Annotated in this window: 15 protein-coding genes and 1 other RNA gene; 9 read left to right on the forward strand and 7 right to left on the reverse strand. The window is 68.0% G+C overall.

Features of this window, described 5'->3' with window-relative positions; translation table 11 throughout:
- Positions 1-33: 33 nt before the first annotated feature.
- Positions 34-570, reverse strand: coding sequence for a nucleotide exchange factor GrpE (gene grpE / locus C7456_RS06690; protein WP_109722965.1), 537 nt, complete (start codon positions 568-570; stop codon positions 34-36).
- A gap of 90 nt (positions 571-660) precedes the next feature.
- A complete protein-coding gene (gene hrcA / locus C7456_RS06695) occupies positions 661-1,722 on the reverse strand; it encodes a heat-inducible transcriptional repressor HrcA (RefSeq protein WP_109722966.1) in 1,062 nt (353 codons plus the stop codon).
- A gap of 127 nt (positions 1,723-1,849) precedes the next feature.
- Between hrcA and recN the strand changes: the two genes are divergently transcribed.
- Positions 1,850-3,523 (forward strand): DNA repair protein RecN, encoded by a 1,674-nt coding sequence (recN, locus tag C7456_RS06700; protein WP_109722967.1) that lies wholly within the window; start codon positions 1,850-1,852, stop codon positions 3,521-3,523.
- A 9-nt stretch (positions 3,524-3,532) separates the two neighbouring features.
- Here the strand turns inward: recN and C7456_RS06705 are convergent, their stop codons facing one another.
- Positions 3,533-4,171 (reverse strand): response regulator, encoded by a 639-nt coding sequence (locus C7456_RS06705; protein WP_109722968.1) that lies wholly within the window; start codon positions 4,169-4,171, stop codon positions 3,533-3,535.
- A 64-nt stretch (positions 4,172-4,235) separates the two neighbouring features.
- Between C7456_RS06705 and C7456_RS06710 the strand changes: the two genes are divergently transcribed.
- Positions 4,236-5,834, forward strand: a complete 1,599-nt coding sequence (locus C7456_RS06710) for an MASE1 domain-containing sensor histidine kinase (protein WP_109722969.1) — start codon at positions 4,236-4,238, stop codon at positions 5,832-5,834.
- Between the two features lie 288 nt (positions 5,835-6,122).
- On the opposite strand, the gene fur is transcribed toward C7456_RS06710, so the two are convergent.
- Positions 6,123-6,527: a ferric iron uptake transcriptional regulator gene (fur, locus tag C7456_RS06715; protein WP_109722970.1), complete on the reverse strand. Its 405-nt coding sequence runs from the start codon at positions 6,525-6,527 to the stop codon at positions 6,123-6,125.
- 79 nt (positions 6,528-6,606) lie between these two features.
- Between fur and C7456_RS06720 the strand changes: the two genes are divergently transcribed.
- Positions 6,607-7,050, forward strand: a complete 444-nt coding sequence (locus C7456_RS06720; RefSeq protein ID WP_109722971.1) for an outer membrane protein assembly factor BamE — start codon at positions 6,607-6,609, stop codon at positions 7,048-7,050.
- 8 nt (positions 7,051-7,058) lie between these two features.
- Here C7456_RS06720 and C7456_RS06725 read toward each other — a convergent pair whose 3' ends face one another.
- Together C7456_RS06725 and C7456_RS06730 are read right to left on the reverse strand one after the other, a co-directional pair.
- Complete coding sequence (locus C7456_RS06725) at positions 7,059-7,328, reverse strand: RnfH family protein (RefSeq protein ID WP_109722972.1); 270 nt, start codon at positions 7,326-7,328, stop codon at positions 7,059-7,061.
- On the reverse strand, positions 7,321-7,749 hold the full coding sequence (locus tag C7456_RS06730; RefSeq protein WP_109722973.1) for a type II toxin-antitoxin system RatA family toxin: 429 nt from the start codon (positions 7,747-7,749) through the stop codon (positions 7,321-7,323). The genes C7456_RS06725 and C7456_RS06730 overlap by 8 nt, the downstream gene beginning before the upstream one ends.
- 77 nt (positions 7,750-7,826) lie before the next feature.
- On the opposite strand from C7456_RS06730, the gene smpB reads away from it, so the two are divergent.
- The 6 genes from smpB to C7456_RS16815 all read left to right on the forward strand — a co-directional run bounded on the left by smpB (position 7,827) and on the right by C7456_RS16815 (position 12,792).
- Positions 7,827-8,318 carry an SsrA-binding protein SmpB gene (gene smpB, locus C7456_RS06735; protein WP_109722974.1) on the forward strand — a complete coding sequence of 164 codons (492 nt, stop codon included), beginning with the start codon at positions 7,827-7,829 and terminating at the stop codon, positions 8,316-8,318.
- 59 nt (positions 8,319-8,377) lie between these two features.
- Positions 8,378-8,729: a transfer-messenger RNA gene (gene ssrA / locus C7456_RS06740) on the forward strand.
- 117 nt (positions 8,730-8,846) lie between these two features.
- Positions 8,847-10,388, forward strand: a complete 1,542-nt coding sequence (locus C7456_RS06745) for a site-specific integrase (RefSeq protein WP_109722975.1) — start codon at positions 8,847-8,849, stop codon at positions 10,386-10,388.
- 1,195 nt (positions 10,389-11,583) lie between these two features.
- Positions 11,584-11,931, forward strand: a complete 348-nt coding sequence (locus C7456_RS17185) for a hypothetical protein (protein WP_170120191.1) — start codon at positions 11,584-11,586, stop codon at positions 11,929-11,931.
- Positions 11,888-12,598 (forward strand): RHS repeat-associated core domain-containing protein, encoded by a 711-nt coding sequence (locus C7456_RS06750; protein WP_245889794.1) that lies wholly within the window; start codon positions 11,888-11,890, stop codon positions 12,596-12,598. The genes C7456_RS17185 and C7456_RS06750 overlap by 44 nt, the downstream gene beginning before the upstream one ends.
- Positions 12,595-12,792: a hypothetical protein gene (locus C7456_RS16815; RefSeq protein ID WP_139942805.1), complete on the forward strand. Its 198-nt coding sequence runs from the start codon at positions 12,595-12,597 to the stop codon at positions 12,790-12,792. Before C7456_RS06750 ends, C7456_RS16815 begins: the two co-directional genes overlap by 4 nt.
- Here the strand turns inward: C7456_RS16815 and C7456_RS16820 are convergent.
- Positions 12,789-13,736, reverse strand: coding sequence for a hypothetical protein (locus C7456_RS16820; RefSeq protein WP_139942804.1), 948 nt, complete (start codon positions 13,734-13,736; stop codon positions 12,789-12,791). The two genes, C7456_RS16815 and C7456_RS16820, sit on opposite strands and share 4 nt — an antisense overlap.
- Positions 13,737-13,870: the final 134 nt, after the last annotated feature.

The raw sequence follows: 13,870 nt of genomic DNA on the forward strand, positions 1-13,870 counted from the left end.
GGCGCGGCCCCGCGTGCGTTGCGTCGTGCGTCTTCAGTCCTTGGCCACCGCCACCAGCGCCGGCCGCAGCAGGCGCTCGTTCAGCACGTAGCCCTTCTGCAGCACGCTGACGACCGTGCCCGGCGCCTGCCCCGGCGCCTCGACCATGCTCACCGCGTGGTGCCGCTCCGGATCGAGCGGCTGGCCCAGCGGGTCGATCTGCACCAGGCCGTTGCTCTCGCCCACCTTGAGCAGCGACTTCAGGGTGAGCGCCAGGCCCTCGCGCACCGCGGCGGCGTCGCCGCCCTCGCTCTGCAGGCCCATCTCCAGGCCGTCGTACACCGGCAGCAGGTCGTTCAGCAGCTTCTCGTTGGCGAAGCGGCGGGCCTGCTCCAGGTCGCGGTGCAGGCGGCGGCGCTGGTTCTCCAGCTCGGCCTTCTCGCGCAGCACGGTCTCGCGCAGCTCGGCGTTGCTCGCCTCCAGCTCGGCCACGCGGGCCTTCAGGCGCTCCAGCTCGCCGGACCCGTCCGGCTGCTGCTCCGGCTGTCCCTGCGCTGCCGCACCGGGCGATTGCGGTTCGTTGTTCTGCATGCATCCACTCCAACAAGCAAACGGGCCGGCCGGCCGCCAGGCCGCCCGACGAAAAAAGCCATGCGGGGGAAATCCCGCCTCCCGCGGGCGTTATTGGGCCGTCGCGGCGCGATTCAAGGCATCGCTGAGCAGGCCGGCGGTGGCCTGCACCACCGGGATCACCCGCTCGTAGGCCATCCGGGTCGGCCCGATCACCCCGACCGCGCCGAGCAGGCGACCCTGCGCGCCGTAGCTGGCGGTCACCACGCTGCAGCCGTCCAGCGCGGCGAAGCCGGACTCCTCGCCGATGAACAGCCGCACGCCGGGCGCCCGCGCGCAGACCTCCATCAGCTGCAGCAGCTCGTTCTTCTTCTGGAACGCATCGAACAGCTCGCGCAGGCGCTCCAGGTCGGCCAGCTCGGCGTAGCCCATCAGGTTGGTCTGGCCGCTCACCAGCACGTCCTCGCCCTGCCCCCGCGGGGCGAACGAGGCCGCCGCCAGCTCCATCGCGCTGGCCAGCATGCGGTTGAGCTCGCTGCCCGCCTCGCGCAGCTCGCGCAGCAGGTGGGCGCGGATGTCGTCCACGCGCAGGCCGACGAAGTGGGCGTTGATGTAGTTGGCCGCCTGCTCCAGCCCGCGCGCGTCGGGCGGCCGCGCCAGCTGCACGACGCGGTTCTGCACCTGGCTGTCGGAGAACACCAGGATCACCAGCACGCGCGACTCCGGCAGCGGCACGAAGTCGATGTGGCGCAGCGGGAAGTCGGCCTGCCGCGGCACCGTCACCACGCCGGCGAAGCGGGTCACCGCCGACAGCAGCGCCGAGGCGTTGCCGAGCAGGTCGCGCACGGTGGTCGGGCCCGGCGGCAGCTCGCGCTTGAGCCGGGCCATCTCCTCGCGCGGCAGCGGCTGCAGCTCGATCAGGCTGTCGACGAACAGGCGCAGCCCGCGCGGCGTCGGCACGCGGCCGGCCGAGGTGTGCGGCGAGGCGACCAGGCCGGCCTCCTCGAGGTCGGCCATGATGTTGCGGATCGTGGCCGGGCTCACGTCCAGGCCGGAGGAGCGCGACAGCGTGCGCGAGCCCACCGGCTCGCCGTCGGCCAGGTACTGCGAGATCAGCGTGCGCAGCAGGCGTCGGGCGCGGGCGTCGAGGTTGTGGCCGTCGAGATGGGGCATGCGCTGTGGCAATCCGTGGGACGACAAAGAAATAAGGTCTGCCGCGGCGCTTTGCAACAACCGCGGGGCCCTGCCGCGCCGGCCGGCCCTGCCCTTACAATCGGCCGATCCCACACGCGCTCCGGACATGCTCACGTCGCTCTACGTTCGCCATTTCGCCGTCGTCGAGGAAGCCGAGGTCGCCTTCGGGCCGGGCATGACCGTGGTGAGCGGCGAGACCGGCGCCGGCAAGTCGCTGCTGGTGGACGCGCTGCTGCTGCTGGCCGGCGCCCGCGCCGACAGCGGCATGGTGCGCGAGGGCTGCGACCGCGCCGAGCTGGCCGCCGAGTTCGACCTCGCCGGGCTGCCCGAGGCGCGCGCCTGGCTGGAGCGCGAGGCGCTGGACGAGGACGGCGCCTGCCAGCTGCGCCGGGTGATCCGCGCCGAGGGCAGCTCGCGCGCCTGGATCAACGGCCGGCCCGCCAACGCCAGCCAGCTCGGCGAGCTGGCCTCGCTGCTGGTGGAGATCCATGGTCAGCACGAGCACCAGGCCCTGCTCTCGCGCGCCCACCAGCTGGCCCTGCTGGACGCCTACGCCGGCCACGAGGCGCTCGCCGGGCAGGTGCGCGCGCTGGCGGCGCAGTGGCGCGAGCTGGGCGCGCGCATCCGCAAGCTCGGCGGCGGCGAGGACCGCGAGCAGCGGCTGGAGCTGCTGCGCCACGAGCTGGCCGAACTGGAGCAATGGGCGCTGCCGCCCGCCGCGCTGGCCGAGCTGGAGGCCAGCCACAAGCGGCTGGCCAACGCCGGCCGGCTCGCCGAGGGCGTCGCCGGCGTGGCCGAGCTGATCGACGGCGACGGCGACTTCGCCCTGCGCCGCGCGCTGGGCCGCGCGCAGGCCGAGCTGGCCAGGCTGGCCGCGCTCGACGAGCGCCTCAACGGGATGGTCGAGCTGCTCGACAGCGCGGCGATCCAGCTCGGCGAGGCCAGCGACGGTCTGCAGCGCTACGCGCAGGACGTCGACCTGGACCCCGAGCGCTACGCCGAGGTCGACGCCCATCTCGCCCGCCTGCACGAGCTGGCCCGCCGCCACCGCCTGCCCGCCGCCGAGCTGACCGACAGGCTGGCCGCCCTGCGCGCCGAGCTGGAGGAACTGGAAGGCGCCGGCGCCACCCTCGCCGGCCTGCAAGCCGAGCGCGACCGCCTGCGGCGCGAGTACGACCAGGCCGCCGCGGCGCTCGGCGCCTCGCGCCGGGCCGCCGCGCAGCGGCTGGGCGCGGAGGTCGGCGCGCTGATGGGCGAGCTCGGCATGCCCGGCGGCCGGCTGCTGGTCGAGCTCGAGCCCGCCGGGGACGACGAGCCCGACGCCCAGGGCCGCGAGCGCTGCGAGCTGCTGGTCAGCGCCAACCCCGGCCAGCCGCCGCGGCCGCTGCGCAAGGTGGCCTCCGGCGGCGAGCTGGCGCGCATCAGCCTGGCCATCGAGGTGGCCGCGCTGGGCAAGGACAGCGTGGGCACCATGGTCTTCGACGAGGTCGACAGCGGCATCGGCGGCGCCGTGGCCGAGGTGGTCGGCCAGAAACTGCGCGCGCTGGGCGCCCAGCGCCAGGTGCTCTGCGTGACCCACCTGCCGCAGGTCGCCGCGCAGGGGCACGCACACCTGAAGGTGAGCAAGCGCAGCGAGGACGGGGTCACCCGCACCTGCATCGAGACGCTGTCCGCGGAGGGGCGCCGCGACGAGCTGGCGCGCATGCTCGGCGGCGTGGAGATCACCCGCGAGACGAAGGCGCACGCCAAGCAGATGCTGGAGCGCGCCCAGACCGGCTGAGCCGCGGCGTCAGCCGTGACCGTGCGGCAGCAGGCCGCGCTCGGTGGCCATGCGGTACAGGTCCAGCTCCGAGCCGGCGCCGAGCTTGCTCATCAGGCTGGCGCGGTGGATGTAGATGGTCTTCTGGCCCACGCCGAGCTCGGCCGCCACCTGCTTGGGCGCCCGCCCGGCCGCCAGCAGCAGGAACACCTCGCGCTCGCGCGCGGTGAGCCGGCTGACCGGGTCCAGCGCCTCGCTGGGCCGCTCGGCGCGGCGCTGGCGCAGGTCCGAGCTCAGGTAGTTCCCGCCCACCATCACCGCGCGCAGGCCGGCCACCAGTTCCTCCGGCGCCACGCCCTTGGTCACGTAGCCGCTGGCGCCGCGGCGCAGCGCCTCGGAGACGTAGGGTTCGCCGTCGTGCATGCTCAGCACCACGATGCGGGTGGAGGGCGAGACGCTGCGCAGGTGCTCGATCAGCGGCAGGCCACTGCCGTCCGGCAGGGACAGGTCCAGCGCCACCAGGTCCGGGCGGTGCTGGTTGATCACCTCAACCGCGTCGTCCGCGCAGCGGCACTCGGCGATCACCTCCAGGTCCGGCTCCATCTCGATCAGGCGCTTGAAGCCCTCGCGGACGATCGCGTGGTCATCGACGAGAACGATGCTGTACATGCGCAAACCCTGCAGCCCCGTGCCGCCATCGTTGCGGCGAGCATCGCACATGTAACATCCCCGCATGCAATCGAAAAGTCTCGCCCTGCCCGACTCCGGCCCCCTGCTGGGCGCCGTCTACGTGCTGCTGTGGGCCGCGCTGCAGCCGACCGAGCAGCCGTACTGGGCGCTGCCGTACGGCCTGCGCTTCGGCGCCCTGCTGCTCACCCCGGTGCGGCACTGGCCCTGGCTGCTGGGGCTGGAGCTGGCGGCCACCGCGATCATCGACATGCACGCGGGCATGCCGCTGGGCTGGATGGAGTTCTTCGCCGGCGACCTGCCGACCCCGCTGGTGGTCGCCCTCGGCCTGGGCATCCTGCGCCGCGCCAACCTGCACGCCAGCCTGCGCGACCCCGAGGACGCCATCCGGCTGCTGCTCTCGGCCGTGCTGGTGGTGGCCGCCAGCACCGCCGTCGACGCCACGGTGCTCTCGCTGATCCACAACGCCACCGCCTCCAGCGCGATGCTGCAGATGCTCGGCCAGGAGATGCTGGGCGACTACCTGGGCATCCTCCTGGTGACGCCGCTGCTGGTCATGCTGCTGCGCGCGCGCCCGGGCCGGAAGACCCTGGCCGCGCTGGTGATGGACGGCATGCTGGTGATGCTGCCGGCCATCGCCATGCTGTTGATGCTGTCGCGCCACGCCGACCCGCAGCCGCAGTTCGCGCGGGTGCTGTCGCTGGCGCCGGTGCTGTTCTTCGCCTTCCGCCACGGCTGGCGCGGCGCCTGCCTGTCGATGCTGGTCTCCAGCGTGGCGATGGCGCTGGCCGACCGGCATGGCGGCGGCCAGCCGCCCGGCGCGGCCGGCTACCTGTTCCTCGCCGTCGCCGGCACCGGCGCGCTGATGCTCGGCTCGGCCAGCGACGCCCTGCGCCGCAGCAGCGAGCGCGTGGCCGAGCAGAACGCCTACCTGGGCGCGGTGAACCGCCGCCTGGACCAGCTGGCTCGGCAGCTGCGCCAGGCCGCCCGCGGCAACCTGCAGGCGGAGGAAAGCCAGCGCCGGCACATGGCCGCCGAGCTGCACGACGAGCTGGGGCAGAACATCACCGCGATCCAGACGCACGTGAAGCTGGCGCAGTCGCGCCTGCGCGAGGCCGGCCTGGAGGACATCAGCATCTCGATCAACACCATCCTCGGCCACATGCGCCGCGCCCTGCACCGCCTGCTGGACGACCTGCGGCCCGCGGTGCTCGACGAGTTCGGCCTGCTGCGCGCGCTGGACGAGGGCCCGATCCGCGACCTGCTCAACACCGCCGGCATCGACTACGTCACCGAGCTGCACGGCGACCCGCGCCTGCTCGACGAGGACACCCGCACCGCGATCTACCGCCTGGTGCAGGAAAGCGCCACCAACGCGGTCAAGCACGCCCAGGCCAGCGAGTTCCGCCTGCGCCTGCGCATCGGCGAGCGCCACGGCACGGCGCTGGCATTGCTGGACATCCGCGACGACGGCGTGGGCCTGCCCGACCGCCTGCCCCGCGGCGGCCGCGGCCTGCAGGGCATGCGCGACCGGGTCACCTCGCTGGGCGGGCTGTTCCGGCTGCGCCCCGACCGCCAGGGCGTGCACCTGCGCATCCTGCTGCGCAGCAGCAATGCCAGTACGGATATCGGCCGGCTGGCATAGGAATTTTTCCAATACCACCCCTGTGAAAGCCCCGTTAGCATCCTCCCATCGATGTGGGGGAGCCATCACCGCAAGGTGATGAGCCAGGTCCGCCGTGGGGACGGTGGACCTGAAGGACGGCAGGAAGCCGTTCCACCGGCCCTCGACGCAAGGGGCAGCGAGCAATTCGCCCAGCCGAAGCGTCGTGGCAACCGGGTCAGCCGTGGGTGGACAGGAGTCCTCCCGCGGCTTTTTTCTTTCCGGGCCCGATCCCGCGCCGCTGGCGGAGCGCCCCGCCCGCGCGGCCGGCTACTTGCGCTTGGGCCGCACGTAGAGCACCAGGCTGTGGTCCTCGATCACGTAGCCGTGGCGCGCGGCGATCTCCTGCTGCAGGCGCTCGATCTCCTCGCTGACGAACTCGATCACCTTTCCGCTGTCCACATCGATCATGTGGTCGTGGTGCTTGCCCCGATCGAGTTCGTATACGGCCTGGCCGCCCTCGAAGTTGTGCTTGACCAGGATGCCGGCCGCCTCGAACTGGGTCAGCACGCGGTACACGGTGGCCAGCCCGATGTCCTCCTGGCTCGCGAGCAGGCGCTTGTAGACGTCCTCGGCGGTGAGGTGGCGAACCTCCTCGAAGATCTGCAGGATGCGCATGCGCGGATGGGTGACCTTGAGGCCGGCCCGGCGCAGTTCTTGGGTTTCCTGTTCCATGAGCTCACTCCCCGCACGACGGCGCTGCCAAGCGCTTAGTGTATCATCCGACACCTTCACGATCCGGACGCCAACACGCATGCAAAAGCTGATCCGCACGCTGGGTTCCGCCACGCTGGCCTTCGCGCTGGCCGGCTGCCACCTGGTCTATGTTCCCGACGTGCACCAGGGCAATCTGATGGACAAGAAGGCCGTGGACCAGCTCAAGCCGGGCATGACCAAGCGCCAGGTGCTGGTGCTGCTGGGCTCGCCCTCGGTCGCCACGCCGTTCGACCAGGACCGCTGGGACTACGTCTCCACCCAGCAGCATCGCGGCGGCCCGATCCAGATCCGCACCTTCAGCCTCACCTTCAACAACGACACCCTGGTGCGCACCGAGGGCGACTTCTTCGCGCAGGACCCGGAGCAGCTGCTCAAGGTCAGCCAGAAGTACCGCGCCAACTACCCGGTGGACGAGACCAAGGGCGACAAGAGCACCTCCGGCAACGACTCCGGCGGCGACAGCGGGGACGGCAAGCCCTGAAGCGGCGCTCAGCGGGAGGCGCGCTGCCGGCGCGCTTCCTTCGGGTCGCGCAGCAGCGGCCGGTAGATCTCCACGCGATCGCCGTCGCGCAGCACGTGGTCGGCCGCCACCCGCCTGGCGAAGATGCCCAGTGGCGGCGCCCCGGCCGGATCGCCGGCCCAGCCGGCGAGCGCCACGGCCTGCCCGGCGGTGGTTCCCCCGGGCACTTCCAGCCGGCGCACGTGCTGCTCCCCCGGCAGGGCCAGCACCACCTCGACCCGGATCAGCGGCTCAGCCATAGACGCGCTCGGCGGCCTTGCCGAAATCCTCCACCATGCGGCTGGCCAGCCCCTGGAACCCCAGCCGCAGCGCCCCGGCCGCCAGCCCGGTGTACTCGAAATCGAGCGAGAACACGATCTTGCAGCCATGCGCGCCCAGCGGCAGGAACTCCCACAGCCCTTCCAGGTGGCGGAACGGCCCCTCCACCAGGCTCATGCGCAGGCGCTGCGGCGGCTCGGCGGCGTTGCGGGTGGTGAAGCTCTGCCGCAGGCCGGCGAACTTGAGATCCAGCCGCGCCACCAGCACATCGCCGTGACGCTCCAGCACCTGCGCGGCGGCACACCAGCCGAAGCGCTTTGGGTATGCTTCGACATCGTTGACCAGCTCGAACATCTGCGCCGGCGTGTAGCGCACCAACGCACTGCGGCGAATTTCGATCACGCGGGTTTTCCATTCATCCAGGCGGCGGCCCGCGGCGGCCGTGCCTGCGCCGGGCCAAGGCCCGAAGTTTAGCGGACATGGCAAAAGCGAAGGACAAGGACAAGCAGGGCGGCGGCACCATCGCGCTCAACAAGCGCGCGCGCCACGAGTTCCACATCGACCGCCGCTTCGAGGCGGGCATCGAGCTGCAGGGCTGGGAGGTCAAGGCGCTGCGCGCCGGGCGGATCAACTTCGGCGACAGCTACGCGATCGTCAGCAAGGGCGAGATCTACCTGTTCGGCGCCTCCATCCCGCCGCTGATCAGCGCCTCCACCCACGTGGTCGCCGAGGACCGCCGCACGCGCAAGCTGCTGCTGCACCGCGAGGAGATCGACCAGCTGATCGGCGCGATCGAGCGCAAGGGCTACACGCTGGTGCCGGTTGCGATGTACTGGAAGGGCAACAAGGTCAAGGTCGAGATCGGCCTGGCGCGTGGCAAGCAGGCCCACGACAAGCGCGAGAGCGAGAAGGAGCGCGACTGGCAGCGCGAGAAGCAGCGCGCCCTGCGCTCGCACAACCGCGCCGCCTGAGCATTGAAGCCCGGCCGGCCGGCCCCATATACTCCACCGACTGACCAGCTCTTTTCCCCGGGGGTGTCATGGCTTCGACGGGGGTAGTGAGATGGCTTGGTGCATGCCGAGGGGGCAGCTTTCCTCGTAAATCCAGCGGCAAAAAAACAGACGCCAACGACGACGTCTACGCTCTGGCCGCCTAAGGCCTAGCCCCGAACCCACTTGTGCCCGTGCTCGTGGATGTAGGGTCATCATCACGGGATCGCCTGTCGTTGCCGCCTGCCGGCGCCGGGTCAAATCAAGCAGGCTGGTCTTCCGGTGCGCTTCGCACGTCGTGCTGCCGGGGACGAGATCGAACGGCGGGCTAAGCATGTAGTACCGGGCGTCAAGCGCCTTCGGACGGCGGTTCGACTCCGCCCACCTCCACCACGTTCCATCGACAGAATAGCACTAACCTGCTGTTCTGTCGATGATTTTGGTGCTTTTGGTCGATGGCAAATCGACCCCTTTTTTGGTTCCAGACAGGTATCAAAAAAGGTATCAAAAGTGCCCAAGCCGCTCCTGTTGCGCCGCCCGTCGGGGTTCTACGTCCGTTTCTACGTGCCCGCCCGTTGGCGGGCCTCCCTGGGCCTGGGGCGCTACCTGGTGCGCAGCCTGGCCGGCTTCGATGCCGACAGTGCAAGGCTGGAAGCCGCTCGCCTCGGCTATGCTCTGGGCCAGTGGTTCAGTGCAGCGAAACAGGGGGCGGGCGTGTCGTTCACGAAAAGCAAGGATGAGCTGGACGACTACCTGCGCAGCCTTCGGCGTCTGGAAGTGACCACGCCTGAGGGTTACCACTTCAAGACAGACGGCAGCGAACACGAAGCCCGCGAACTGCGCCACATGCTGGCCGATCTACGCGCCAATCGCGCTGCCCAAAGTTACGCGGTTGCACCACCGCCCCCAGCACCGGAATCATCTAAACCGCTGCTGTCCGAACGCATCGATTTGTTCCTCACCCAGTTCAAGGCAAGGAAGGTCTCCGCCGGCAACGTGCTGGACACGGCCTACACGTTGCGCTTGCTGTTGGGCTTGGTCGGTGACAAACCGCTGGCCGAGGTGGCCGCGCCTGACATGGACATCCTCATGGATGCCTTGGCGAACCTGCCACCCAATGCCAGCAAAGATCGTGTGTTGCGGGATTTGTCCCCGCAAGAAGTCATCGCCAAGGCCAAACGCGAAGGCATCGAACCGATTGCGTTTCGGACACGGGAGAAACATCTGGATCGCCTGCGGGCCTTCTTCAACTGGGCGATTGAGCGCGAAGACATCAAGCGCAACCCGGCGGCATCGCTTCATTTCCTCAGCCGAGAGCAAGAGGAAACCCGCGATCGTCGTGCGTTCACCCCCGAAGAACTGGCCATCATCTTCGATCCCGACCGCCGTGCCGAACACTGCACCACGCCGGCTCAGTGGTGGTGCCCGCTGGTGGCTTTGTTCACTGGCGCGCGCGTGGCTGAGGTGGCTTTGCTGCGGGTGAGTGACCTGGTGCAGGTTGATGGCGCTTACGGCTTTCAGTTTCACTGGAAGGTCAAGAACGCCAACTCCCGGCGGTTCGTGCCACTCCACATTGAGTTGCTGCGCGTCGGTATCACCGAATACCGGCGTTTGGTGGAACAAGCGCTTGGCCCAGAAGCGCCACTGTTTCCATCACTGTCCGCCGATCCCGTGGACGCCCTGGGCGATTGGTTCAATCGCACCTACCTGCGCAAGGTGTGTGGCCTGACGGATCCCAAACTGGTCTATTACTGCTTCCGGCATACCTTCGCCACGCTGGCCGACCGGGCGGGCATCATCGACGCGCGCATCGCCGAAATCACCGGCCACAGCGCACGCGGTTCCATCCTGCGCTGGCACTACATCGACCCCGGCACGGTGCGGCAGAAGTGTGAGACCCTGCGGGCTGTGCAGCCCTCCATGCCTCCATCCGCGCATTATCCCAAGGCGCTGTTTGTGGATTACTTGAACACCTATCCCAAGGCGTTGAAGCGGGCGCGGTCGATGGCGGCCAAGCGTGTGGCGAAGAAACAGAAACCCGCCAAGGGATGAGGCACCGGGCGTGGCATTGCCACGCCGCGCATGTGGTGAAACGGGCGGCGTCAGCCGCCCCATGAGCGCTTTTGGGCTCGGCTTTTGCTCTGGCCTTTCCGGGGTGGGTGGCGGGGAATGCGGATGAAAGGCGCAACCCTGGCGGGGCGCCGCCTCCTAAGCGCCCTTCGTTTGCCTACTCCCACCAACCCTCGTTTGCCCACCGTATCCGCTGCGCGGTTGCGCGCCTCATCGGGGGAAACCCCCGAACCCCGTGGGGGTGGAACCGCCACCCCCACACCCCCCGTCGCTCCGCCTTCGCGCGCGGGGCGCGCTCCGGCTCCGCGCAAACTCCGTGAGCGCTTGCTGGGGCCAGAGGCCCAGCGCTCCCGGCGGGCTCCCCTCGCATTCGCTCTGGGAAACCCTCAACGGCTTCGCCGTTTGCGGGCGGCGCGGCCCCTACCCATGCCAGGGTAAAAAATATTGAGACTTGAAATCACTGCCGCCGCTTGTGGTGCCCTGCCGGGCTGGCGGTGGATGCAGGCCGTTGCAACAACCTACACCTAGCACGGTTCACAACGTTGCCGCTGCTGCCCCCCGTCCGTGCACCCGGTCTGTTGATCGCCGGGGTTTCTCTGGGTCCTGTGGCCTGGGTCGTTCAACGCCAGAAGGCTAGTCTGTCGTCCGGCTTGCCGTGGTGCCATATTCCAAATCCACTTAGGCCGATTGCCACGCGCTTGCCCGGCTAAGGGGCTGGCACCTGAGAACCGTGTCCGGAGCGACCTGGGGACGTATAGCAGGCACCGCGCGGCCCGTCGGTGCTCGCTTGTCCTTGGCGGTCTTGTAGGGTTGCGCTTCGGTCCCGTTTCGTTAGGCTGGCCCTGTGGGGCGGTGGCCTGGTTCCTTGTAGCGTTCCCTACATCGAGCCGCCTCGGGTGCTGCTAACACTTGGGGCCTCCTTTTCTTGTAGACGAAACCGCCGAGTGCGCAAGCCCCCGGCGGTTTCTTCTTTTCTCCCCGCCGACCTGCCGCGACAGCGGCCAGCGCGCAGGACGCGCGCCAAGGGCCGAAGGCCGCCCGCCGGCTGGGCCGGCATGGATGGGATGTTCACAGCCACACCGGCGCTATTTGAAACGGGGCCGCGAAAGTGGCATTTGAGCCATCGCCCCGCGGTCATGTAGGCTGACCGCTGGGGAGCAACAGGGAAGGGGACGTCATGAAGGCTGGCTGGCACATCCTGCGCGGGTTTCTCGTGCTTGGTTTTTGGTGCTTGGGGTTGAATGTCTGGGCGCAGACACGAACGGTGCATTTTTATTACACCGACCCGCAAGGGAACGTGCTGGCGAAGACGGACGCGCAGGGCAACATCATTGCCCAATACGACTACACGCCCTATGGCACCTCAGTGCCGTCACTGGGCAACCCGCCGAACGGGCCAGGTTACACAGGTCATGTGGACGACCCAGAGACGGGGCATGGTTTACATGCAGGCGCGATACTACCAGCCAACCGGAAGGTTTTTGAGCCCAGATCCGGTGGGACCAACGCCTGGGAACATCTTTAGCTTCAACCGATATGCGTATACCAATAACAACCCCATTAACCACGTCGATCCTGACGGGCGGTGCATATGGGATGGTTGTGTTTTTGAAGCGATAGTCATAGGCGCGGTTATTGGTGGTGGGATTGACGCGGCAGCCCAGCACTACTTCCATCCTAACCAGCCCATTAACAAAACCGAGGTTGCTATCTCTGCCGTTGGAGGTGCGGTTACCGGCGGAAGTGCGTCTGTCCTGACAGGTGCAGCTTCTGCGGGAACAATCACGGTCGGGCAGGCTGTGTTGCGTCAGGCTGCGGTAAGTGGTGCCACAGCTGCTGCCCAATCGGCAGCCGGAGATGTAGCCAACGGTAAAACTCCGTCTGGGCAAGCCGCAGTGAACGCGGCTGGTGCAGGTATTGCGGGCAGTCTTGTCAGTTCTGGTTTTAGCTCGGCAGCTGGTGATTTTGCAGGTGCGTCAGCAAACAATGCAATGAAGGATATGTCGAATGCTGCAATCAACACCCCTGCGGGTGTTGGGTCGACTATTGCCAATACGACAAAGGCCATCGGTAGCACTACCGTGGCTCCCAGCGCATTACAATCTGCTGCATCGCAGGCCGGCAGGGTGGGTGATATTATCAGCACAGTGGGTGAGAAAAAATTAAATCAAAACCCAAATCAAAATCAGTGAGTAGTGAAGTGCTAAAATCAATACTCTTTCAAGAGTTGATCGCCTTCCTGTGGGCGGCTGCAATGAGTGCGGTGATTGTCCTCATTTACCAAAAATATGAATTGATTTGGAAGATTTTTTTCTTTTGGCTGATTGTGGCTCAGGTGCTTGTGGTGCTTAGAGTGGCTCGCGCAAGAAAAAAACGTCAAATTTAACGCCTCAACCTTGGCCGGAGTTCTGGCCGTGGCGTGAGGTTGACCCGTGCCCGCTGCTGTTGCCGCTGTGCTTGGGCCGGATCGTCGGGCTGTGGCTCTGTCGGGGTAGGCGGCGACGGCTCGGGTGTCGTAGATGCTGGGCGTGGAAGTTCCGCATCCGGGAACAGGCGCACGCGGCTGGCGTCGTGCCGGGCCAGTGCCACGCTGGCGGCGTCGATCTGCTGTTCGATCTCGTCCAGGGCTTCGGTGCTCAACCCGGCGCGTGCGGCATCCTCACGCTTGATCGCGTGCCGGACTTTCCGTTCCAGTTGCTTTTGCCAGGTATCACGTTCCCGACGGCGTTCGGCCCACGCCCGCTTGGACTTCCACCACTCAGGCTTGGCTTCTTCGGGCTGCGCGTTGTGGTCGTCCAGCCGTTGCCGACGCCGTTCCAGTGATGCGGTGGCCTCGGTCAACGCGGCCTGACGTTTGCCGGGCTCGGCGCGGGCTTGGTCAAGAGCACCAGCGATGAAAGCCCGTTCACCCAGCCAGTCGCGGAAACGCACCGCTTGTGGGGTCAAGGGCTGATGGTCGTCGACCAGCAACCGCAAGCCTTCCTCGGTGGCTTTGCGGACGCTCTGGCCGCTGGCTTCCAAGCCGGCGAGATACATCTCCAACAGCCGCTGTTCGTGGTTCATCTGCTGGATGACTAGCCGCCGCGCTTCGGCCTGCCTGGCTTCTTCCGCGCGCTGTTCCTTCGTCTTGATCCCGCCGCCGCTGACTTGGCGCTCCAAGCCGCCGCCGCTGCGCGACGGCGGGGAGGATGGAGCGTGGCTGACGCCACGCGGAAGGATCGGGCCGCGGCCAGCCGCAGGGCTGGCCTTGGGGGCGGCGCTGCGCTGCTGGCGGACGTAGCCGCCGATCTGCACGGTTTTGCCGTTGCGTGTGGTGGTGTACCACCGCACTCCGGGCATCGTTTCATAACCAAATCCTCTCAGATTTGGTCCGGGTTGCTTAGGAATTACCTTTTCTTTTGCCGTGTCGTGGCACGACTGCGGTCCCGGAAAGCGCGCGTGCTAGGATGCACGGCCCCGCGGGC

The organism is Fulvimonas soli, from assembly GCF_003148905.1.
Lineage (GTDB): Bacteria > Pseudomonadota > Gammaproteobacteria > Xanthomonadales > Rhodanobacteraceae > Fulvimonas > Fulvimonas soli.

Coding starts and splice junctions, on each gene's coding strand:
- C7456_RS06705 (WP_109722968.1), bottom strand. CDS start 4,171: ATGTACAGCATCGTTCTCGTCGATGACCACGCGATCGTCCGCGAGGGC.
- C7456_RS06720 (WP_109722971.1), top strand. CDS start 6,607: ATGCAAAAGCTGATCCGCACGCTGGGTTCCGCCACGCTGGCCTTCGCG.
- grpE (WP_109722965.1), bottom strand. CDS start 570: ATGCAGAACAACGAACCGCAATCGCCCGGTGCGGCAGCGCAGGGACAG.
- C7456_RS06710 (WP_109722969.1), top strand. CDS start 4,236: ATGCAATCGAAAAGTCTCGCCCTGCCCGACTCCGGCCCCCTGCTGGGC.
- recN (WP_109722967.1), top strand. CDS start 1,850: ATGCTCACGTCGCTCTACGTTCGCCATTTCGCCGTCGTCGAGGAAGCC.
- C7456_RS06725 (WP_109722972.1), bottom strand. CDS start 7,328: ATGGCTGAGCCGCTGATCCGGGTCGAGGTGGTGCTGGCCCTGCCGGGG.
- hrcA (WP_109722966.1), bottom strand. CDS start 1,722: ATGCCCCATCTCGACGGCCACAACCTCGACGCCCGCGCCCGACGCCTG.
- C7456_RS17185 (WP_170120191.1), top strand. CDS start 11,584: ATGAAGGCTGGCTGGCACATCCTGCGCGGGTTTCTCGTGCTTGGTTTT.
- smpB (WP_109722974.1), top strand. CDS start 7,827: ATGGCAAAAGCGAAGGACAAGGACAAGCAGGGCGGCGGCACCATCGCG.
- fur (WP_109722970.1), bottom strand. CDS start 6,527: ATGGAACAGGAAACCCAAGAACTGCGCCGGGCCGGCCTCAAGGTCACC.